Raw genomic sequence first — 20,266 nt, forward strand, 5'->3', positions numbered from 1 at the left:
AGGATGGAGCTGCCCGACCTGCCGAGCGTCTTCGCCCCCCTCGCGCTGCGCGAGGGTGGGGATGCCATGGCGCGGGCGATGGCGCTGGCCTCGGTGCGCGGCGCCGGGCTGCTCGCCTGGGTGCGTTCCGCCGCGCGGGCCGAGGCCGCGGTAGTGCTGGAGCCGGAGATGCCGCTCGCCGGGGCACGGCTCGCCCTGCTGGCGGCGGCCAATGCGCTGGCCGATGCGCTGGGGGTGCTGGGCCCACCCGAGGCGATCATCGCCCTCCGCTGGCCCGCCGGGATCCTAGTGAATGGCGGAAGGGTCGGGGGCCTGCGGCTGGCAGCGCCGCCGGGCACCGCCGAAGCAGAGGTGCCGGACTGGCTGGTCGTCGGCTTCGAGGTCGCGCTCGCCCTCCCGCCCGGGATCGAGCCGGGCGATGCTCCCGACCGTACCTGCCTGGAGGAAGAGGGCTTCGAGGAACCCTCCGCCGCCGCGCTGACGGCCGCCTGGGCTCGGCATCTGATGGCCGGGCTCGACCGCTGGCAGTCGAGCGGGCCGCGCCGGCTGGTGGAGGATTGCCTCGCTCGGCTCGAGGATGGCCGCGCCGAGGCCGGGCTCCGGCGGGGGATCGACCCGGCGAGCGGCGCCCTCGTGCTGGAGCGCGACGGCGCCCGCCAGCTGGTGCCCCTCGCATGAGCCGGCTGCCCCGCACCCTCCGCCTCGATCCTTCGGACCTCGTCGTCTTCACCCAGGCGGCCGAGCCCAGCGAATGGGCCGTGCCCGGCGGCTTCGCCTTCTGGGACGAGGACCCTTCCGCCCTTGCCGGCAAGCGACGGCAGGAATTCCGCGCCGGCTTCCTCGGCCTCGGGAGCTTCGGCTGGTCCACGCTGGTCGAGGTCGCCGAGGCCGGCGCCGCCGAGCGGGAGGCCGCGCTCGCCGCCCTCGCCGCGCATATCCAATCCGCCTATGGCGCGCCCGATGCCGCCGCCGCCCGTGCCGCGGCGGCGGAGGAGATCGCCTTCGCCGAATCGCTCTGCGCCCATCCGCTGGGAACGGTGCTCGCCCTCAGCCGGGTAGTGGAGGGTGGCGCGGTGCGCGAGCGCTTCCGAACCCTGCACCGGCGCGAGGGCCCGCTGCCCGTCTTCGCCATCGCGGAGGAGGCCGGCGAGGCGCCGGAGCGACCTGACCTCACCAGCCTCGGGAGTGACGGGCGATGATCGGCCCGGGCGATTTCTGGCTCTCCTCCGGCCACCATCTCTGCGACCGCGACGAGGCCGGCCGGCTGCTGCCGACCGAGGATCTCTGGCGTGCCTTCCTCGCCCGGCCGGAGCTGCTGCCGCCGGAGGAGGCCTGCGCAGCGGAGCTGGCGCTGCATACCGGCCTGCTCGCCGCGCCCCTTCGCCCCGTCCCGCCCGACGAGCTGGCAGCGCTCGCCGACCCCGATGCGCGGGAGAACTGGCAGGTTTTCCTTGCCTTCCGAGACCGCGTGCGGGCCGCGCCGACCTTGGAGGCGGCCTGGCTCGCCCTGTTCCGCACGGGTGTCGGCGGCGTGCCGCCCATCTTCCTGCAGATGCTGACCCATCTCGTTACCCGCGCCGCCATGGAGGGGGAGGGGGATGCCTTCACCCTGCGTGCCGCCGAGGCCTTTTTCCGCCCGCAGCGTGCCGCCATCCATCCCGGCGCGCTGCTGCTGGCGGACGAGGAACTCCTCGATGCCCGTGCCGCCGACGGCGATCTCGGCAGCCTCGGCCGGCTGCTGACCGAGGCCGGGTCGCCGCCGCGCGAGGTGGAGCTCGAGGTTCTCTCGGAGGCCAACGCCCCTGGTTATGCGGCGCGCTCCGATGCGCATGACCTCGCGCTCGACATCGCCGAGGGGCGGCTCGGCCAGCATGGCATGGCCCGCGCCCTGGAGCGCTTCATCGCCCATGTCACGGGCGAGCGTGTGGCGGTCCGCCCGGTGCCGGTGATCGACGACCGCAACTGGACCTGGCATGTCGGGTTGGATGCCGAGGCGACCGCCATCGCCAACGACCTCTGGAGGGGCACCAAGGTGAAGCAGGCGCGGCTTGCCCGCATCCTCTGGCTCGGCGTGCTGGAATTCGCCGATGCGACGCGGGTGCTGCCGCGGGCCTCCGGTCGGCCGGTCTACCTCGCTCTCGCCATGGATGCGGCGCAGCGGGTGCGGATGAAACCGCAGAACCTGGCCGTCGGCCTTCCCCTCAAGACTGCGGCGGAGGCCGTCTGATGCGGCTCGAGGTCCCTGGCACCATCCGCATCCCCGTCGCTGTGCTGGCCGAGCGCCGTCCGGCCGCGACCCGCTGGGCCGATTGGTCCTGGCGCGCCATCGAGGTGCTGCGCGAGGCGCCCGAGCTTCCGCCCTGGACCGTGCTGCGCGAGCAGGCCGGCCGCACCCTCTTCCTCGCCGGCGCGGCGGAGGTGGTGCTCTCGCCTACCGACACGCCGAATTACCGCGACAACCTCACCGCCGACCCGCCGCTGATCTGGGTGGTGCTGCGCCCGGTGGAGGCGGGGCCCGGTCTGGCCCTCCATGCCGTGACGGTCGATGCCGGCGAGGCGCAACTCTATGCCGACAGCGGCGCCGACCTGTTGGAGAGCCTGCCGCTGCCCGACTGGCTCCGGCCGACGGTCGACGCATTCATCCTTCGCCATCATGTCGAGCGCGCCCGGCACAAGCGGCGCCGCGAGGATGCTGATCCCGAGGCGCTCGGCAAGCGGCCGGGCGGTCGGCGCGGCTCGTGAGCGAGGAGGGGTTCCTCAGCCGCTGGTCGCGGCGGAAGCGCGAGGCGCTGCGCGGCCCGCCGGAGCCGCAGGCCGAGGCCCCGCCGCCGGCCTTCGACCCGGACAGCCTGCCGCCGGTCGAGAGCCTGACCGAGGCGAGCGACATCACCGCTTTCCTCCGCGCCGAGGTTCCGGCCGCGCTGCGCCGGGCGGCGCTGCGCCGCGCCTGGACGCTCGATCCGTCCATCCGCGATTTCGTCGGCCCGGCCGATTACGCCTGGGACTACAACGCGCCGGATGGCGTGCCCGGATTCGCCCATGCCCTCGGCGGCGATGTGAAGCGGCTTCTGGCCCAGGCGATCGGCGCGCTGGAGGAGGTCGCGGCCGGGGAACCCGAAGAGGTACCGCCGCCCGATACGCTGCCCGATACACTGCCCGAACTTACCCCGCCCGTCCTGGTCCCGCCCGATGCCGCCGAGCCCGTGCCGGAGCCCCCCGTGCTGGCCGAGGGGGCCGCGCCGCCGCCAGAGGCCCCGCCCGCACCGCTGCCGCGGCGGCGGCATGGGGGCGCCCTTCCTGTTTGACAGCCGGGAAGGCCGTTCGTCTTCCCTGACCTCTTCCGGCTTCGAAGGCGGCTCCATGGCATCGCGCCCGAGTGCCGCTCGTGGCCTGAATGCAAACTGGATTAGGTGATGATGATGGAACGTCCTGGCGCCACATCAAGCGCGGTCGACCCGCTCGATCTGGAGCGGGCCCGACTTTTCGCGTTGCTCGGACGGCTCCTGTCCGCACCGCCAGATGCGGAGCTGCTGGCGCGGCTGCAGGGGTTGCAGGGGGACGGTACGCCACTCGGCCGTGCCCTGGCAGCGCTGGCCGAGGCCGCGGGCCGGACCGACGCGGCGCGGGTGGAGCGGGAATACTTCGCTCTCTTCATCGGGGTCGGCCGCGGCGAGCTGTTGCCCTACGCCTCCTACTACCTCACCGGCTTCCTGCATGAGCGGCCGCTGGCCGAGCTGCGGGCGGCGCTCGGCGCGATCGGCGTGGCACGGGCCGCGGGGGTGTCGGAGCCGGAGGATCATCTCGGCTTCTGCTGCGAGGTGATGGCGGGGCTGCTGGAGAGCCGCTTCCACGGCTTGGCGGCCGGCGACTTCTTCGCCCGGCACCTCGCGCCCTGGGCCGGACGCTGCTTCGCGGATCTCGAAGGGGCCGAGGCGGCGGCGTTCTACAGGGCGGCCGGAGCGCTCGGGCGTAGGGTGATCGAGATCGAACAGGCGGCAGCGGCGCTGCCGTGACAGGGTGGAGAAGAGTGGCTTCGAGAGATGGGACCAAGGCCGAACGGCGCTGTTTTCTGCATGCGCTCAGGTTCGGCACGGCGGCAGGGACGGCGAAGGAGCAACGCGCCGACTGCGTGCCGGCCGGATATGCGGCATGGGAGAGCGCGGCGCAGCACGTGGCCACCGGCGTCCTCGGCCATGCGAGGCCGGTCACGCGGGTGTCGAGCATCTGAATCCGCTGCTCGGTCGGCTGCACGGCGACAGCCGAGGTGCAGGACGGCACCAGTGTGGTTCGGTGCCGGGCAGAAGATGGTCTTCCGGATCACGGTGCCGGGGGCGGGCTGGTCGCCGCCCCGGGCCATGTGCTGATATTCCCCTTCACCGTCGCGGACATCACCGGGCAGCAGGTGGCCCACATGATCCACAGCCTGGTCGCGGCGCTGATGGTGGCCGCCATGCTGGCGCATATCCATACCGGCAGCCTCGGCATGGAGGGCGCCTTCGAGGACATGGGCACCGGGCAGGCCGACTATCATCGGGCCAAGGAGCATCACGCGCTGTGGGTGGAGCAGGAATTGGCCAAGGCCCGGGAGAGCACGGCACCGGCCGGCGCCAAGGCAGCCGGTGCCGGCTAGGGGCCCTTCCATGCGGGTGATCGGCCTCGCCGGCTGGAGCGGGGCCGGCAAGACGACGCTGATGGCCCGGCTGCTGCCCGCATTGGGCGCCCGGGGCGTCAGCGTCTCCACCATCAAGCACGCGCATCACCGCTTCGATGTCGATACGCCGGGCAAGGATTCCTGGGTCCACCGCGAGGCGGGCGCCCGCCAGGTGATGGTCAGCTCGGAGAACCGTTGGGCGTTGATGACGGAGCTGCGCGGCGCGCCGGAGCCGGGCCTCTACGCCCTGCTGGCCCAGCTTTCCCCGGTCGACCTGGTGGTGGTCGAGGGCTTCAAGCGCGACCGCCATCCGAAGATAGAGGTCCACCGCGCTGCCAACGGCAAGCCCTGGCTGCACCCGGAGGACCCGGCCATCCGCGCCGTCGCCAGCGACACCCGGCCCGCCGCCGCACTGCCCTGGGCCTCGCTCGACGATATCGGGGCGATCGCCGAGCTGGCGCTGCGGCATGCGGTTGCGCCCGAGGCGTGGTAAGCCGCCGGCATGGCCCAGCTTTCGGATGACTGCTTCGCCTTCGACGGCCCGCTGCTTTCCGTGGAGGCAGCGGAAGCGCTGATTGCCCAGCGCATCCCGCCCCTTACCGGGGAGGAGGCGTTGCCGCTTGCCAAGGCCGCCGGCCGCGTCCTCGCCCGCGACCTCCGCGCGCCGCTGCCGCTGCCGCCCTTCTTCAATGCGGCCGTCGATGGCTATGCCTTCCGCCATGCCGACCTACCGCCGGGCGAAGGCGCCTCGCTGCCGCTCGCCGGGCGAATCGCTGCCGGCCATGCGGCGGGAGAGACGCTGCCGCCCGGCCATGCCGTCCGCATTTTCACCGGTGCTCCCATGCCGCCCGGCGCCGATACCGTCGTGATGCAGGAGGATGCCGGGGCCGATGCCGCAGGCGTCCGGGTCCCGCCGGGCCTCAGGCCCGGCGCCAATGCCCGCCCGGCGGGCGAGGATGTCGCCGAAGGCGCCCTTGCCCTGCCGGCCGGCCGGCGATTGCGGGCGCCGGAGATCGGCCTGGCCGCTGCCCTCGGCATTGCCCAGCTGCCGGTCGGGCCGCGTGTCCGGGTCGGCGTCTTCTCGACCGGGGATGAACTGGCCCCGCCCGGTACGCCGCTCGGCCCGGCCATGACCTTCGACAGCAACCGCTTCACACTCCTGGCCCTGCTCTCCCGCCTGCCGGTCGCGGCGAGCGATCTCGGCATCCTCCCCGATGACCCGGAGGCGACCGCGGCAGCCCTGCGTGCCGCGGCCGGCACGCACGACCTGTTGCTGACCTCGGGCGGCGTCAGCACCGGGGAGGAGGACCATGTCCGCGCCGCCATCGAGGCGGGCGGGCGCCTTGTCTTCTGGCGGCTGGCGGTGAAGCCGGGGCGGCCGGTGGCGATGGGGGTCCTGCCGAAGGCAGGCGGGGCCTTCGCCTCCGGGGGCACGCCCGTGGTCGGCCTGCCCGGCAATCCGGTGGCGGCGGTCGTCACCTTCTTGCACCTGGCCCGCCCGCTGGTGCTCCGCCTCGCCGGCGCCGCGCCCGAGCCCTTGCTGCGCATCCGCGCCGAGGCGGGCTTCGCCTACCGCAAGAAGGCAGGGCGGCGGGAATATGTGCGGGTGCGGCTGCGCGACGGCATCGCCACCAAATTCGAGCGCGAGGGTGCCGGGTTGCTGACCTCGCTGACCGAGAGCGACGCCTTCGCCGAATTACCTGAGCCGATGCTCGCCGTTGCGCCCGGCGATCCGGTCACGCTGCTACCCTTCGCCGCCTTGTTCTAAGCCTCAGACCGGCAGCAGCAGCCGCGCCCGCAGGCCGCCAAGCGGGCTCTCCTCCAGCAGGATATCCCCGCCATGCGCCCGGACGATGTCCCGCGCGATGGCGAGGCCGAGGCCCGTCCCGTCCGGCCGCCCGGTGGCGAAGGGCCGGAAGGCGCCCTCCCGCTCCCCGGCCGGAATGCCGGGCCCATCGTCGTCCACCGTCACCTGCGCCCAGAGCGACTGGCCTTCGCCTCCCGGGCCGATCGGGTCGGGCCGGGGCACCGTCTCCACCGCGACCGCCACGCGCCGCGCATGGCGCCGGGCGTTGTCGATCAGGTTGCCGAGGCAGCGCCGCACCGCATCCGGCCGCAGCGGCAGGGCGAGCCGGCCGGGCGCGGCCACCTCCACCGCCGCGCCGGAGCGCCGCGCCTTCGCCGCCACGTCCTGGACCAGCTCCACCAGGTCGGCCGGACGGGTCTGCTCCGTCCCCTCGCCGCGGGCGAAGGCGAGATAGGCGGCGATCATCCGCTCCATCTCCTCCATGTCCTGGGTGAGGGCGGCAATGTCCTCCTCCGCCTCCGGCCCCCGCGGCAGCATGGAGACGCCGAGGCGCATGCGGGTCAGCGGCGTGCGCAGGTCGTGGCTGATGCCGGCCAGCATCTCCGTCCGCTGGCCGACGAAGCGGCGGATGCGCTCCTGCATGCGGTTGAAGGCGGCCGCCGCCTGGCGCACCTCGCTCGCCCCCTCCGGCTTGATCGACCCGACATCCCGCCCGAGGCCGAAGGCCTCCGCCGCCGCCGCCAGCCGCCGGATCGCCCGCACCTGGTTCTTCATGAAGAGGATGGCGACGCTCGACAGCAGCAGCGCCGAGCCGACGAGCCAGATGACGAAGAGGTAGAGCGTCGCGGTGAAGAGGCGCTTCCGCGGCGCCTCCACATGCAGCACGCCATCGGGCAGCTGCACGCGGATGATGACGCTGCGCGGGTCGCTCCCCCAGTCGGCATCGAAGCGCGTGCGCAGCCGCTCGCCGAGGGCGGTGTTGAGGTCCGCCTCCAGCGGCAGGATCGACATGCTCGGCCGCCGCTCGCCCTGGATGCGCGCCCCCGGCTCGAAGGCCAGCGCCAGGTCGAGCCGCCAGGACGCCTCGCGGAAGATCCAGGGGTGCTGCGTCTCCGGCTCGCGCCGGATCAGCTCGGCGAGGAAGGCGACGTCGCCGGCGACGCCACCCGCCAACCGCCGCGAGATGACGTCGAGATGCCCGCCGTAGAAGAGCTGCAGCGCGACCGCCTGGAGCACCAGCATCGGCGCCAGGATGATCAGCACCGAGCGCGCCATCAGGGAGCGCGGCAGCAGCCGCTTGAGGCCTGCCATCACCGGTCCCGGCATCCTACGGCCCCGGCCGCAGCACGTAGCCGCGATGCCGCACGGTGTGGAGGTAGCGGGGCTCGCGCGGATCGGGCTCGATCTTCCGCCGCAGCCGCGTCACCTGCACGTCGATCGCCCGCTCGCCCGCTTCCGGCGTGCCGAGCGCGGTGGCGATCTCCTCGCGGCTCAGCACGTCGCCGGCGCGGCGGGCGAGGGCGTCGAGCAGTGCTGCCTCGCCGCCGGTCAGCCGTACCGTGCCCTCCGGCCCGCGCAGCTCGGAGCGCTCGGCATCGAACCAGCGCATGCCGAGCTGGACGGGGGCCACGGTCAGCGGCTGGGCCGGCGGCGCCACGCGGCGGAGGATGGTGCGGATGCGGAGCGCCAGCTCGCGCGGCTCGAAGGGCTTCGCCAGGTAGTCGTCGGCGCCCATCTCGAAGCCGGCGACGCGATCCTCCGGCCCGCCGCGCGCCGTCAGCATCAGCACCGGCACGTCCTTGCCCTGGCGGCGGAGCGACTCGACCAGCTCAAGCCCGGTCTCGCCCGGCATCATCACGTCGAGCACCATGAGGTCGAAGGCGACGGCCGCGAGCTGGGCCCGCGCGGCGGCGGCATCGGCGGCGACGCTCACCCGAAACCCCTGCTCCGACAGGAATCGCTGCAGCAGCGCCCGCAGCCGCGCATCGTCGTCCACCACGAGCAGATGGGCGTGGTCGGCGGTGGTGGCCTCGGCAGGCATCGGTGGCATTCCTCTTCAGGCGGCGCCGGGGGTTGTCACCCGGTCCCCGGCCAATCTGTGGCGGCGGGGCCGCCAGGGGAAGATGCGGCCTGCGGCCGGCCGGCGACCGGGCGCGGCCGCTGCTCCAGCCGCTCGAGCTGGCCGCGCGCCTCGGCGCCCATCAGCCCGCGCATCACCCGGCGGAATCCCTCCACCGCGACCGGCCCGGCCTCGCGATAGGCCCGCATCACCCATTCCCGCTGCCGCTCGAACAGCCGCCGCTCCAGTGCCTCGCCCTTCGGGGTGAGCGAGAGCAGGCGCTGCCGGCGGTCGTTCCGCCCGGTCGATTGCAGCACGTAGCCCTGCTCGACGAGCGGCGTCAGCACCCGCCCGAGCGACTGCTTGGTGATCCCGAGGATGCCGAGCAGGTCACCCACCGTGATGCCCGGCCGGCGGCCGACGAAATGCAGCACACGGTGATGCGCCCGGCCGAGATCGAGCTCGGCGAGGATCTGGTCGGCGCCGGCGGTGAAGTCGCGGTAGCCGAAGAAGAGCAGGTCCTGCGCCAGCCGCAACTCCTCCTCGCGCAGGAAGAGGAGGTTGCGCCCGGCGCCGACGGGCGCTGTGGTCGGCGGGCCGTCAGCTGTGTCCGGCATGGCAGCTATGCGCTCTCCCCGTAGCGTTTTGGGTCAGTGACATTGACACTTTTTTCCCGATCATTCTAACCTGTCGTGGCTAGAAGCAAGGATATTGCGGGAGTACGCGGCTATGGCACTCATTCCTTACGACGACCGGGATGGCTGGATCTGGTGGGACGGGGAGTTCCTCCCCTGGCGGGATGCCAGGCTGCATGTCCTCTCGCATGGGCTGCACTATGCCAGCGCGGTGTTCGAGGGCGAGAGGGCCTATTCAGGGAATATCTTCAAGCTGCGGGAACACACCGAGCGGCTGATCGCATCCGCCCGCATCCTCGGCTTCGAGATCCCCTGGAGCGCCGAGCAGATCGACGCCGCGTGCCGCGAGGCGGTGGCGCGGAACGGCTTCACCGATGCCTATGTGCGCCCCATCGCCTGGCGCGGCTCGGAGGAGATGGGCGTCGCGGCGCGGCTCAACAAAACCCATCTCGCCATCGCCACCTGGGAATGGGGCGCCTATTTCGGCGTGGAGCAGCGCATGGCCGGTGTCCGCCTTGCCATGGCCAAGTGGCGGCGCCCGGCGCCGGATACCGCGCCGACCGCCTCCAAGGCTTCCGGCCTCTACATGATCGGCACCATGTCGAAGCATGCCGCGACCGATGAGGGGTTCGATGATGCGCTGATGCTCGACTACAAGGGCGACGTGGCCGAGGCGACCGGGGCCAACATCTTCTTCAACATGGGCGGTGAGCTGCACACGCCGAAGCCGGTCTGCTTCCTCGACGGCATCACCCGCCGCACGGTGATGGGCCTCGCCCGCAAGCGGCAGGTGAAGGTGGTGGAGCGCACCATCCGCGTCGAGGAGCTTAAGGACGCCTCCGAGGTCTTCCTCGCCGGCACCGCGGCCGAGGTGACGCCGGTGCGCGAGATCGCCGGCATCGCCTATTCGCCAGGCGACCTCACCCGCATGCTGATGACGGACTACGAGGCGCTGGTCCGGCTCAGCCCGGAGGAGGTCGCCAAAAGCGGCGCCTGAGCGGGGAGGGCGGGCCATGGACTTCGCCTGGCTCGCCTCGGCCACCGGCTTCGCCCTGGCGATGTCGGCGACGCCGGGGCCGAACAACGCCATGGTCGCCGCCTCGGCGGTGAATTTCGGCCTCAGGCGCAGCCTGCCGCACATCCTGGGCGTCTCGCTCGGCTTCCCGGCGATGCTGGTCCTGGTGGCGCTCGGGGCAGGGGAGGTGCTCGCCGCCTCGCCCGGCCTCCAGGCCGGGCTGCGCTGGCTCGGTGCCGCGTGGATGGCCTGGCTGGCCTGGAAGATCGCCACCGCCGCACCGCCCGAGGCCGGAGCCGCCGCGCAGGGCCGGCCGATGACCTTCCTGCAGGCCGCGCTCTTCCAGTGGGTCAACCCGAAGGCCTGGGTGATCGCCGGTGCGGCCATCCTCGCCTATGGCGCCTCACCGCTGTTGGCGGTGATCTTCGCCCTGGCCGCCCTCGCCAGCCTCTACGTCTGGGCGCTGGTCGGGCTCGGCGCGGCGCGACTGCTGCGCAGCCCGGCTGCGCTCCGCTGGTTCAACCGGGCGATGGCGATTCTCCTGCTGCTCTCCCTGGTGCCGGTGCTGCGGGGCTGACATCCTCCCCGGCAACGAGGCGGGGGGGATGGGATGGCGGGATTCCAGCAGGGCATGCCGGGGCCTTTCGCGGCGATGGACCTGCCCTGGCTGCTCGCCGCCAAGGCCCGGCAGCGGGGCAGCCATCCCTTCCTGATCTGGGCCCCGGCCGAGGGGCCGGACGAGGTCTGGAGCTATGCCCGCTTCCAGGCCGAGGTCGGGCAGCTCGCCGCCGGGCTGGCGCGGCGCGGCATCGGCCCCGGCGACCCCGTCCTCGTCCACCACGAGAACGCGCCGGCACTGCTGCTGGCCTATTTCGCGCTCGCCGAGCTCGGCGCCATCGCCGTGCTGACGAACACCCGCGCGGCGGGGGACGAGTTGGCCTATTTCGCCGCCCATTCCCGCAGCGTCGCCGCCATCACCCAGCCGGACATGGCGGCCCTGGTCGAGGCGGCCGCGCCGGGCCTGCGCTGGATCGCCGTGACCGGCACGGCGGACTGGGCCTCGCTCTTCGCCGGGGAGGCCGGCCGCCCAAGCCGGGCGCCGGAGCCGGAGCGGCCGCTCTCCGTCCTCTACACCTCCGGCACCACCTCCCGCCCCAAGGGGGTGGTCTGGACCCATGCCAATGCGCTCTGGGCGGCGCGGGTGAACGCAGCGCATGAGGGGCTGGTGCCGGAGGATGTGCACCAGGTCTACCTGCCGCTCTTCCATGCCAACGCGCTCGGCTACTCCATGCTGGCGACGCTTTGGGCCGGCGGGACGGTGGTGCTGCAGCCCAGGTGGTCCACCAGCCGCTTCTGGCCGGTGGCGCTGCGGCACCGGACGACCTGGGTCTCCTTCATCTGGTTCTCGCTCCGCGCCGTGCTGGAGGGGGAGATCCCGCCCGGCCACCATCTGCGGATGTTCGGCTTCGCCACCTCGGACCCGCCGGCTGCGGCGCGGCTCGGCGTGCCGGGGATCGGCTGGTGGGGCATGACGGAGACGATCAGCCACGGCATCGTCGGCAGCCTCCATGTGCCGAACCGCCCCGGCGCCATCGGCCGCGCCGCGCCGGAATACGACATCCGCATCCTGCGCGAGGATGGCGGCCCAGTTGGCCCCGGCGAGACGGGGGCGCTGTTCTGCCGGGGCGTGCGCGGCGTCTCGATGTTCCTCGAATACCTGCACGACCCGGCGGCGACCGCCGCGGCCTTCGACGCCGGGGGCTGGTTCGCCACTGGCGACCTGGTGACGCTGCTCGAGGACGGCTCCATCCAATTCGCCGACCGCGCCAAGGACATGCTGAAGGTCGGCGCCGAGAACGTCGCCGCCTCGGAGATCGAGCGGGTGGTGCTCGGCGTCGCCGGCGTGCAGGAGGCGGCGGTGGTCGGCCGCCCGCATCCGATGCTGGACGAGGTGCCGGTCGCCTTCGTCACCCTCGCCGCGGGTGCCGACGCGGCGGCGGTGCCGGAAGCGGTGACCGCCGCCTGCCGCGCCGCCCTCGCCGACTTCAAGGTGCCGCGCGAGGTGCTGGTGATCGAGGACATGCCGCGGGCGACGCTCGAGAAGATAGCGAAGGCCGAGCTGCGCAAGCGCCTCAGATGAAGGCCTTCACTGCCAGATAAAGTCCAAGCACCCCAAGCGCCGCCTGCACGATCTTGCGGAACCGCGCCTCCGCCATCCCCCGCCGCAGCCTCTGCCCGGCCGCCATGCCGAGGAAGGCCGGCACCACCCCGGCCAGCGAGGCGAGGCCAAGCTCTGCCGGCAGCAGCCCTCCGCCCGCGAGGCCGATGGCCAGCGCCCCCGTCGCCACCGCCACGCCGAGGCCGAAGCCCTGGATGAACTCCCCCGGCGGCAGCCGCAGCGCGACGAGGTAGGGCGCCGCCGGCATCAGGAAGCTGCCGGTCATCCCCGTCACCACGCCCGAGGCGAGGCCCATCGCCGGCGAGACCCAGCGCTCCCGCCGCGGCCCCGGCGGCGGCACCGGCCATCCGGAGAGCGACAGCGCCGCCGAGGCCATCAGCAGCAGGCCGAGCAGGCCCGAGAGCACCGCCGCATCCGACCGGGCGAGAATGCCCGTCCCCGCCAGCGCTCCGATCCCGGCCGTCAAAAGGAAGGGCCAGAGCCGCCGCAGCGCCGCCCCGAGATGCGGCCCGGCGAAGGCCTGCCAGAGATTGGTGGCAAGCGCCGGCACCAGCATCAGCGCCATGGCATCCGGCAGGGGCCGGGAGAGGGCGAGCAGGCCGAGCGTCACCGTCGGCAAGCCGAAGCCGGCGACGCCCTTGACGAAGCCGGCGAGGAGGAAGGCGCCAATCACTGGCAGGGCATCAAGCAGCGTGGTCATGCCCCAAGCCTGCCCCCGGCCCCGCGCTCATGCTTCGGCATTGGCCGAAGCGCCAGCAGCGCGGCGAGCGGCAGCAGCCAGGCCATGCGCGCCCCATAGCGGTCATGCGGCCCGGAGAGTGCCCCAGTCACCAGTGCATTCGCCGCGATGCCGATGAGGACGCAGGCAACAAGCCCCAGCATAGCCCGGTCCTCCGCCCGCCAAGCCCGCCAGCCGCCGAGCAGCGTTCCCGCCGCGCCGAGCAGCAGCACCAGCGGATGCAGGGCGAGGAAGGGCGCCGCCATCATCGGCAGCAGGCCGCGAGCCTGCATCCCCGCCGCGAAGCGCTCCCGCTCCGCCTCCGGGAAGCCGAGCGCCAGCTCCTTGCCGACCGACCCGGCGAGGTTTTCCGGCCCTAGCACATCCCCGACGCGGTTGCGCAGCAGCTGCCGCCATCCATTCGCCAGCGCCGCCCGCAGCACGCCGAGCGGCTCCCGCCGCAGCGTCTCGGCGAGGATGACGGCGGCCTCCGGCGCCAGCCCGATCGGTCCGCCTGGCGCGGTCCAGACCGGCCCCACGCCCGACCACAGGAATTCGTCGGAATCGCCGGGCAGCCGCCCCGCCCAGCGACAGAGCACCCATCCCGCCTCCGGGCAGCGCGCCGCGATGGTCCGCGCCGCCGGGCCGTCCGCCACCAGCCTGGCGAGCGGGAAGACGGCGCCGTGTGGCGAGAGGGCAGGGCGCCCATGCATCGCCCAGTTGCCCGCGACCAGCAGCCCCGCCGCCAGCCCGGCCGGCAGCAGGCAGCGCCCGGCCTTCCCCCGCAGCATCAGCACCACCCCCAGCAGCGCGAGACCGAGCGGCAGATGCGACGGATGCGCCACCATGGCGAAGGCCGCGAGCGCCTGCACCGCGATCCGCTCGCCACGGCCCATCGCCACGAAGCCGAGCAGCGCCATGGCCAGCACCAGCACCGGCGCCAGCAGGTCCGACATCAGGAGCGCGCCGAACCAGGGCGCCGCGCTGCCCGCCGCCAGCCCGGCGCAGAGCAGCAAATGCTCCTCCCGCCCGAGCAACGCCCGCTGCACCCGCGCCAGCAGCCAGGAGAGCAGCAGCCCCTGCGCCAGCAACGGACCCCAGAGGCTCAGCCGCCAGTGGAAGGCGTGCAGCGCCAGCCCGTAGGCCGGCGGCTTGTCCCAGACCGGCCAGCCCTCGATGGTGAGGGCGAGGAAGGCTCCGGTATCGCTGAAGACCAGCGGGTACCCGTTCAGCAACGCCGGCCAGGTCAGCAGCAGCGCGCCGGCCAGCAGCCTCACGCCGCCACGAAAAGCTCGATCAGGTTTCCCTCCGGGTCGGCGACCCGCATCACCCGCGGCGGCGCCCCGGACGGCCCCGGCGCATCCAGCACGGCGATGCGGAGGGTGAGCATGCGCCGGTGCCAGCGATCCAGCTCCGCATCCTCGACCGGGAAGGCGAGCACCACCACCGGCTCGCCCGGCGCGGCGGCGGCCGGGAAGAGCACGTCGCCCCGCGGCCGCAGCACCAGCGCCACCGGCCCCAGCCCGAAGCAGGAGCCCGACCCGATCACCGGCAGTCCGAGCACCCGGCCGTAGAAGTCCCGCTGCCGCACCAGATCGTGGCAGGCCAGCTCGACGCGGGCGAGGGGGCCGAGGGTCAAGCCGGCTTCCAGCGGGCGGCGGCGGCATCGTCCGCTGCCTTGGCCTCGACCCAGCGCTCCGCGCCGCCCTCGAATTCCTCGCGCTTCCAGAAAGGCGCGCCCGTCTTCAGCCAGTCGATAAGGAAGGCGCAGCTCTCAAGCGCCGCGGTGCGATGGGCAGAGGCGGTCAGCACCAGCACGATCGGCGCCCCCGGTTCCAGGCGCCCGACCCGGTGGATCACCGTCAGCCCGAGCAGCGGCCAGCGGTCGGCAGCCTCCTCGGCGATGCGGGCGATGGCCCGCTCGGTCATGCCTGGATAATGCTCCAGCACCATCGCCGCCAGCCCGTCATCCGCCCGGCACAGGCCGACGAAGCTGGCCAGCCCGCCGACATCCTGCCGCCCCGCCGTCAGCCGCGCGGTTTCGGCGGCAAGGTCGAAGGGCGCCTCCTGGACGGCGATGCGCGGCGTCATCCGCCGGTCACCGGTGGGAAGAAGGCGACCTCGTCGCCCACCGCCACCGGATGGTCGGGCCCGGCGAAGTCCTGGTTGACCGCGGCGCGGATGGTCTTGCGGTTGGCGAAGGCCTCGGCATGGCCGGGGCTGCGCACCGCGAGCCAGTCGATCAGCCCGGCTACGTCCCGCACCTCGGGCGGCGGGGATAGCTCCTCCTCCGCCACGCCGACGCGCTGCTTCACCCAGGCAAAGTAGAGAATCCGCACCGCCCGGCCTCAGCGCGGCGTCGGCATGGTCTGGATCTGACCGTTGGGGCCGATGAGGGTGGTGGTGTTGCCGTCGTTGTGCAGCGTGCCCACGCCGCCGCCGGGGGTGACGTAGCCTTGCACCCGGTCGGTGCCGCCGGTGCTGGTGACGGGGCCGGCCGGGGTCTGGATCACCCGCCCGTCGAGCCGGCGCGGCGGCGGCGAGTTAGCGCCGGGCGGCGGCGGATAGACGGTGGCGCGCGGCGGATCGATCTGCCGGACCGGCGGCGGCGGCGGGGAGGAACTGCCGCTGAGGCCGGGCGGCATGTCGCGCACCGGCGGCGGGTCGGTCGGCTGCCAGGAGGAGCGGCCGGCCGGGGCCGACATGCGGTCGAGCTCGCCGGGGCGGTAGGTGGGGATGTTGCGCATCGCCGCATCCGGGTTTGCCAGGGTCGCGCGCGGGCCTTCCTGCGCCGGCCAGACATTGCCCGCTTCCGGCTGGAGCAGGGCCACCTGCGGCGGATCGCCGGCGATGCGGGCGATGGTATCGCTCTGCTCCGGCGGGGGCTCCTCCATGCGGCCCCAGGGCATGCCGATGGCGGCGCCTGCATTGGTCACGCCATTCACCGCCTTGTAGCTGGCCCGCTCCGCCCAGCCGCAGCCCCCGAGCAGCGCGGCCAGGCCGAGTGCCGCCACCGATCCGCCAATCCGAATCATCGTCAACTCCTGTGGTCCGCCCAGGCGCCCGGCCGGGATTCGGCTGCACCATGCGCTGCCGCCGGCCGTGCCTCAAGCGAAAGAGCGTCAGGGCCGTATGGCGGGTTCCGCATGGCGATCGGACGGCTTCTGCGGCGCGGTCGTTCCGGCGTTGCGCAGCCCGGCGAGCAGGTAGTCCCAGCCGGTGACCAGCGTCAGCGCCGCAGCCGTCCACAGCATCGCCTCGCCGATCAGCGCGACGGGCAGGAAGGAGAGGTGCAGCACGGCGGCCCCGGTCTCGCCGGCGATCAGCGTGCCGAGCGCGCCCATCTGGAAGCCGGTCTTCCACTTGGCGAGCCGCGTCACCGGCAGGCCGATCCGCAGCTCGGCGAGATACTCGCGCAGGCCGGAGACCAGGATCTCCCGCAGCATGATGAGGATGGCCGGGTAGAGCGACAGCCCCGGCAGCCGGTCGAGCCCAGCCAGCAGCATCAGCGCCGCGCCGACCAGCAGCTTGTCGGCGATCGGGTCCAGCATGCGGCCGAAGCCGGAGATGCTCTTCCGCTGCCGGGCGATCTTGCCGTCGAAGTAGTCAGTGATGGCGGCCAGCGAGAAGACCAGGCAGGCACCGACATCACCCCAGGGCGTGCGCAGGGCCACCAGCAGCACCAGCAGCGGGATCGCCGCGATGCGCGACAGCGTCAGCAGGTTGGGCAGGTCGGTCGGCATGTCGGCGCAGTCATGGCGGAGCCGCGGGCCTCCGTCCAGTCACGCTCTTCATCCATTCCTTACCCTCCGGCGGGATGGAAATGGCCATGGATCTTCCGTGCCACCGTCGGGCCAATCCCGGGCGCATTCTCAAGGTCCTCCAGCGCCGCGTTCCGCACCCCACGGGCCGAGCCGAAATGGTTGAGCAGCTTGCGCTTCAACGCGCTGCCGACGCCTGGAATCTCGTCGAGTTCCGAGGTGGTGAGCGCCTTCGACCGCCCCGCCCGGTGGGTGGTGATGGCGAAGCGGTGCGCCTCGTCCCGCAGCCTTTGCAGGTAGTAGAGCACCGGGTCCCGCGGCGGGAGCTGGAAGGGGTCGTGCCCCGTGCGGTGGAACCACTCCCGCCCGGCATCCCGGTCCGGTCCCTTGGCGACGGCCACCAGCGGGATGTCATGCGCGCCGAGCTCCGCCATGATCTCCCGCGCCGCGCTGAGCTGGCCGAGGCCGCCGTCGATCAGCACCAGGTCGGGCCAGGTGCCGCTCTCGCGCTCCGGGTCCTCCTTCAGCGCCCGGCCGAAGCGGCGCTCGAAGACCTCGCGCATCATGCCGAAATCGTCGCCCGGCTTCACCGGTCCGCGAATCGCGAATTTGCGGTAGGCCTGTTTGAGGAAGCCCGACGGCCCTGCCGCGATCATCACCCCATAGGCATGCGCGCCCTGGATGTGGGAGTTGTCATAGACCTCGATCCGCTCCGGCATGGCGGGCAGGTCGAAGAGTTGGGCCACGCCCTGCAGCAGGGTCTGCTGCGCGGTGCCTTCCGCCATGCGGCGCTCCAGCGCCTCGCGGGCATTGGTCTCCGCATGCTCGACGGCGGCGCGCTTGTCGCCCCGCTGCGGCCGGTGCAGCTCCACCTTCCGCCCGGCCTTGATGGAGAGCGCCTCGGCGATCAGCGCCCGCTCCGCCGGCTCGTGGCTCAGCAGGACGAGCGGCGGCGGCGGCAGGTCGTCATAGAGTTGGCCGAGGAAGGCGCCGATGACCTCCTCCGGCCCCTGCTCGCCCTTGGAGAGGAAATAGGGGCGGTTGCCGTTGTTGCGGCCGCCCCGGAAGAAGAAGACCTGCACGCAGGTCTGCCCGGCCAACTGGTGCAGCGCCACGACATCGGCATCGCCGATGCCCTCCATGTTGATCCGGTCCCGCCCCTGCACATGCGTCAGGCCGCGGATGCGGTCGCGGATGGCAGCCGCCCGCTCAAACTCCAGCCGCTCCGCTGCCTCCTCCATCTCGCGCGCCAGGGTCTTCTGGATGGAAGGCGTCTCGCCGGAGAGGAACTGCTTCGCATCCCGCACCAGCTCCGCATAGTCCTCCTTCGAGATGCGGTCGACGCAGGGCGCCGAGCAGCGGCGGATCTGGAAAAGGAGGCAGGGCCGGTCGCGGCTGTCGAAGACGGTGTCCCGGCAGGAACGCAGCAGGAAGACGCGCTGCAACGCGGTCAGCGTCTGGTTCACCGCCCAGGCCGAGGCGAAGGGCCCCCAATAGCTCGCGCCCTTCCGCCGCTCGCCGCGATGCTTGGTGATCTGCGGGTAGGGATGGTCTTCGGTAAGCACCAGCCAGGGATAGGATTTATCGTCTCTCAGGACGATGTTGTACCGCGGCCGCAACTTCTTGATGAGGTTGGCCTCGAGCAGCAGCGCCTCCGCCTCGGAGGCGGTGGTGATCACCTCCAGGCTGCGCGTCTCGTGCACCATCCGCCGCAGCCGCTCGGGCAGCCGGGCAACCTGGGTATAGGCGACGACGCGCTTCTTCAACGCCCGCGCCTTGCCCACATAGAGGGCATCCCCCTTGCCATCGAGCATCCGGTAGACGCCGGGCGAGAGGGGCAGGGTGGCGAGTGCCGCCTCGATCACCCGCACGCCCTGCATCGCCGGGGCGGCTTCGGCCTCTGCCGGAGCCTCGTCGGGTGTGGTGGCGGCTTCGGTCATGGGCAAGGCCGGGCGGCGCCGCCTGCCGTGAGGCAACCGGGGTTTCTCCACCGATCCTGTGGAAAACTCTGTGGATGCGGTCCGGGAATCGGGCCGTAAATGGCTGTCATCCGCCAGTCATATGGGTTTGCGCGAATTTTGTGCACATCCATAACATGTTGATTTTCAACGGGTTTATGTTTTGGTCGCCAGGTCCGATGGGTCAAGGCCTATGTTGGGGTTGACAGGCCCCTTCACCATCCCTGGTGTCAAATTCGTCGGTGGATGACTTTCGGAGGGAACCGTTGGGAGGTTGCAGATCTGTTACGGCTGGTAACGGAGCCGCTCGATCGTGACCCCAACGCTTGCGGCATCCGGGAAGGCATCCGGTTTCTCGATCGTGACGCGCGCCGAGGCGACGCGCGGATCGGCCAGCGCCGCGGCGGCGATCCGCTCGGCCAGCGTCTCGACCAGCAGCGTGTGGCCATCCTCGGCCGCGGCGCGGGCGGCCTTGACGACGCTTTCGTAGTTCACCACCCGCCGCAGGTCGTCCGGCCCCACCGAGGCCGGCGCCGATTCGTCCTCGACCGCCAACTCCACCCCGACGATGACGCGCTGCGGACGCGCCTTCTCATGCGGATAGATGCCGAGTCGCGCTTGCAGGGTTAGGCCGCGCACAAAGACCAGGCGCAGCCGCCGAGCTGCATCGGGGGCGTTCATTCCTCGAGGGCCCCTGCTTCGGAGCTCGGCGCCCATTGCAGGTGCTGCCCGCCATCGAGAGCAATCATCTGTCCGGTCATCGAGGGCAGGGCGAGGATCGCAAGCGCCGCCCGCGCAATCTCCTCCGGACTCGTCCCATGGCGAAGCGGGACCGACTGGCACTGGCGCCGGAACTGCTCCTCGCTTTGGCGCGGGCTCGGCAGGGCGGGGCCGGGCCCGATGCCGTTGACCCTGATGCGCGGGGCGAGCGCCAGCGCCAGGGTCTGGGTCAGCGTCCAGAGCGCGGCCTTGGAGACGGTATAGCTGGTGAAATGCGGCGTCAGCGACCAGACCCGCTGGTCCAGCATGTTGAGCACCAGCCCCTCCGCCCCGGCGGGCAGCGCTCGGGCGAGGCCCTGGGCGAGCAGGAAGGGGGCGCGAAGATTGGGCTCCAGGTGCCGGTCCCAGCTCTCGCGCGTCGCATCCTCCCATTCGTCCCGCTCGAAGGTGCTGGCATTGTTGACCAGCACGCCGACCGGGCCGAGCGCCGCCGTCGCATCGGGCAGCAACGCCGCCGTCTCCGCCTCCACCGCCAAATCGGCCCGGAGCGTCACCGCCCGCCGGCCGAGGCCGCGGATCGCTTCAGCCGTCTCCGCCGCCGCCTCGGCGCTGCCGGCATAGTGGACGGCGATGTCGAAGCCGGCCTCGGCGAGGCCAAGCGCGATCGCCCGGCCAAGGCGCTTGGCGCCACCGGTGACGAGCGCCGCACGGGGGATGGCGGAAGGAATGGGGAACATGGGCGCGCTGTAGCGCAGCCCGGGCC

25 protein-coding genes are annotated in these 20,266 nt (G+C 72.5%); 12 read left to right on the plus strand and 13 right to left on the minus strand.

The window, feature by feature from the left end; translation table 11 throughout:
• Positions 1-3: 3 nt before the first annotated feature.
• The 9 genes from JMJ56_RS03250 (at position 4) to JMJ56_RS03290 (ending at position 6,419) form a co-directional block, all read left to right on the plus strand.
• Positions 4-678 carry a biotin/lipoate--protein ligase family protein gene (locus tag JMJ56_RS03250; RefSeq protein ID WP_202830150.1) on the plus strand — a complete coding sequence of 225 codons (675 nt, stop codon included), beginning with the start codon at positions 4-6 and terminating at the stop codon, positions 676-678.
• Positions 675-1,199 carry a DUF6505 family protein gene (locus tag JMJ56_RS03255; RefSeq protein ID WP_202830151.1) on the plus strand — a complete coding sequence of 175 codons (525 nt, stop codon included), beginning with the start codon at positions 675-677 and terminating at the stop codon, positions 1,197-1,199. Before JMJ56_RS03250 ends, JMJ56_RS03255 begins: the two co-directional genes overlap by 4 nt.
• Positions 1,196-2,227 (plus strand): DUF6352 family protein, encoded by a 1,032-nt coding sequence (locus JMJ56_RS03260; protein WP_202830152.1) that lies wholly within the window; start codon positions 1,196-1,198, stop codon positions 2,225-2,227. Before JMJ56_RS03255 ends, JMJ56_RS03260 begins: the two co-directional genes overlap by 4 nt.
• Positions 2,227-2,742, plus strand: coding sequence for a DUF3305 domain-containing protein (locus tag JMJ56_RS03265; RefSeq protein ID WP_202830153.1), 516 nt, complete (start codon positions 2,227-2,229; stop codon positions 2,740-2,742). The genes JMJ56_RS03260 and JMJ56_RS03265 overlap by 1 nt, the downstream gene beginning before the upstream one ends.
• Positions 2,739-3,305 carry a DUF3306 domain-containing protein gene (locus tag JMJ56_RS03270; RefSeq protein ID WP_202830154.1) on the plus strand — a complete coding sequence of 189 codons (567 nt, stop codon included), beginning with the start codon at positions 2,739-2,741 and terminating at the stop codon, positions 3,303-3,305. Before JMJ56_RS03265 ends, JMJ56_RS03270 begins: the two co-directional genes overlap by 4 nt.
• A 108-nt stretch (positions 3,306-3,413) precedes the next feature.
• Positions 3,414-4,013, plus strand: a complete 600-nt coding sequence (locus tag JMJ56_RS03275; RefSeq protein ID WP_236037398.1) for a TorD/DmsD family molecular chaperone — start codon at positions 3,414-3,416, stop codon at positions 4,011-4,013.
• Positions 4,014-4,264: 251 nt separating this feature from the next.
• Positions 4,265-4,630: a cytochrome b family protein gene (locus JMJ56_RS03280; protein ID WP_202830155.1), complete on the plus strand. Its 366-nt coding sequence runs from the start codon at positions 4,265-4,267 to the stop codon at positions 4,628-4,630.
• Between the two features lie 10 nt (positions 4,631-4,640).
• Complete coding sequence (mobB, locus tag JMJ56_RS03285; RefSeq protein WP_202830156.1) at positions 4,641-5,144, plus strand: molybdopterin-guanine dinucleotide biosynthesis protein B; 504 nt, start codon at positions 4,641-4,643, stop codon at positions 5,142-5,144.
• 9 nt (positions 5,145-5,153) lie between these two features.
• Positions 5,154-6,419 (plus strand): molybdopterin molybdotransferase MoeA, encoded by a 1,266-nt coding sequence (locus JMJ56_RS03290; protein WP_202830157.1) that lies wholly within the window; start codon positions 5,154-5,156, stop codon positions 6,417-6,419.
• 3 nt (positions 6,420-6,422) lie between these two features.
• Here the strand turns inward: JMJ56_RS03290 and JMJ56_RS03295 are convergent, their stop codons facing one another.
• From JMJ56_RS03295 to JMJ56_RS03305, 3 genes are read right to left on the minus strand one after another with little or no spacing between them, the layout of a single operon-like run.
• Positions 6,423-7,769, minus strand: coding sequence for an ATP-binding protein (locus JMJ56_RS03295; RefSeq protein ID WP_236037399.1), 1,347 nt, complete (start codon positions 7,767-7,769; stop codon positions 6,423-6,425).
• Between the two features lie 16 nt (positions 7,770-7,785).
• Positions 7,786-8,508 (minus strand): response regulator, encoded by a 723-nt coding sequence (locus JMJ56_RS03300; RefSeq protein ID WP_407927876.1) that lies wholly within the window; start codon positions 8,506-8,508, stop codon positions 7,786-7,788.
• Between the two features lie 26 nt (positions 8,509-8,534).
• Complete coding sequence (locus JMJ56_RS03305; protein ID WP_202830160.1) at positions 8,535-9,134, minus strand: MarR family winged helix-turn-helix transcriptional regulator; 600 nt, start codon at positions 9,132-9,134, stop codon at positions 8,535-8,537.
• A gap of 112 nt (positions 9,135-9,246) precedes the next feature.
• On the opposite strand from JMJ56_RS03305, the gene JMJ56_RS03310 reads away from it, so the two are divergent.
• Genes JMJ56_RS03310 through JMJ56_RS03320 form a run of 3 tightly spaced genes read left to right on the plus strand, consistent with a single transcriptional unit; the run spans position 9,247 to position 12,307 of the window.
• Positions 9,247-10,149, plus strand: coding sequence for a branched-chain amino acid aminotransferase (locus JMJ56_RS03310; protein WP_202830161.1), 903 nt, complete (start codon positions 9,247-9,249; stop codon positions 10,147-10,149).
• 16 nt (positions 10,150-10,165) lie between these two features.
• A complete protein-coding gene (locus JMJ56_RS03315) occupies positions 10,166-10,744 on the plus strand; it encodes a LysE family translocator (RefSeq protein WP_202830162.1) in 579 nt (192 codons plus the stop codon).
• 54 nt (positions 10,745-10,798) lie between these two features.
• On the plus strand, positions 10,799-12,307 hold the full coding sequence (locus tag JMJ56_RS03320; RefSeq protein ID WP_202830163.1) for an AMP-binding protein: 1,509 nt from the start codon (positions 10,799-10,801) through the stop codon (positions 12,305-12,307).
• Here JMJ56_RS03320 and JMJ56_RS03325 read toward each other — a convergent pair.
• The 10 genes from JMJ56_RS03325 to JMJ56_RS03370 all read right to left on the minus strand — a co-directional run bounded on the left by JMJ56_RS03325 (position 12,300) and on the right by JMJ56_RS03370 (position 20,240).
• Positions 12,300-13,046, minus strand: coding sequence for a sulfite exporter TauE/SafE family protein (locus JMJ56_RS03325; RefSeq protein ID WP_202830164.1), 747 nt, complete (start codon positions 13,044-13,046; stop codon positions 12,300-12,302). The two genes, JMJ56_RS03320 and JMJ56_RS03325, sit on opposite strands and share 8 nt — an antisense overlap.
• Complete coding sequence (locus JMJ56_RS03330; RefSeq protein WP_328702254.1) at positions 13,043-14,341, minus strand: hypothetical protein; 1,299 nt, start codon at positions 14,339-14,341, stop codon at positions 13,043-13,045. The genes JMJ56_RS03325 and JMJ56_RS03330 overlap by 4 nt, the downstream gene beginning before the upstream one ends.
• Complete coding sequence (locus tag JMJ56_RS03335) at positions 14,338-14,703, minus strand: VOC family protein (protein ID WP_202830165.1); 366 nt, start codon at positions 14,701-14,703, stop codon at positions 14,338-14,340. The genes JMJ56_RS03330 and JMJ56_RS03335 overlap by 4 nt, the downstream gene beginning before the upstream one ends.
• Positions 14,700-15,155 carry a molybdenum cofactor biosynthesis protein MoaE gene (locus tag JMJ56_RS03340; RefSeq protein ID WP_202830166.1) on the minus strand — a complete coding sequence of 152 codons (456 nt, stop codon included), beginning with the start codon at positions 15,153-15,155 and terminating at the stop codon, positions 14,700-14,702. The genes JMJ56_RS03335 and JMJ56_RS03340 overlap by 4 nt, the downstream gene beginning before the upstream one ends.
• Entirely contained in the window at positions 15,152-15,403 is a 252-nt protein-coding gene (moaD, locus tag JMJ56_RS03345) for a molybdopterin converting factor subunit 1 (RefSeq protein WP_202830167.1), read from the minus strand. The genes JMJ56_RS03340 and moaD overlap by 4 nt, the downstream gene beginning before the upstream one ends.
• A gap of 9 nt (positions 15,404-15,412) precedes the next feature.
• The gene (locus JMJ56_RS03350; protein ID WP_202830168.1) at positions 15,413-16,099 is read right to left on the minus strand and encodes a hypothetical protein; all 687 of its coding nucleotides are present in this window, start codon (positions 16,097-16,099) and stop codon (positions 15,413-15,415) included.
• Between the two features lie 87 nt (positions 16,100-16,186).
• Positions 16,187-16,807 carry a CDP-diacylglycerol--glycerol-3-phosphate 3-phosphatidyltransferase gene (pgsA, locus tag JMJ56_RS03355; RefSeq protein WP_202830169.1) on the minus strand — a complete coding sequence of 207 codons (621 nt, stop codon included), beginning with the start codon at positions 16,805-16,807 and terminating at the stop codon, positions 16,187-16,189.
• Positions 16,808-16,866: 59 nt separating this feature from the next.
• A complete protein-coding gene (gene uvrC, locus JMJ56_RS03360) occupies positions 16,867-18,765 on the minus strand; it encodes an excinuclease ABC subunit UvrC (protein ID WP_202830170.1) in 1,899 nt (632 codons plus the stop codon).
• Between the two features lie 303 nt (positions 18,766-19,068).
• Positions 19,069-19,464 (minus strand): dihydroneopterin aldolase, encoded by a 396-nt coding sequence (folB, locus tag JMJ56_RS03365; RefSeq protein ID WP_202830171.1) that lies wholly within the window; start codon positions 19,462-19,464, stop codon positions 19,069-19,071.
• On the minus strand, positions 19,461-20,240 hold the full coding sequence (locus tag JMJ56_RS03370; RefSeq protein ID WP_202830172.1) for an SDR family oxidoreductase: 780 nt from the start codon (positions 20,238-20,240) through the stop codon (positions 19,461-19,463). Before JMJ56_RS03370 ends, folB begins: the two co-directional genes overlap by 4 nt.
• Positions 20,241-20,266 lie beyond the last annotated feature (26 nt).

The organism is Belnapia arida (genome assembly GCF_016773205.1).
GTDB classification, from domain to species: Bacteria; Pseudomonadota; Alphaproteobacteria; order Acetobacterales; family Acetobacteraceae; genus Belnapia; species Belnapia arida.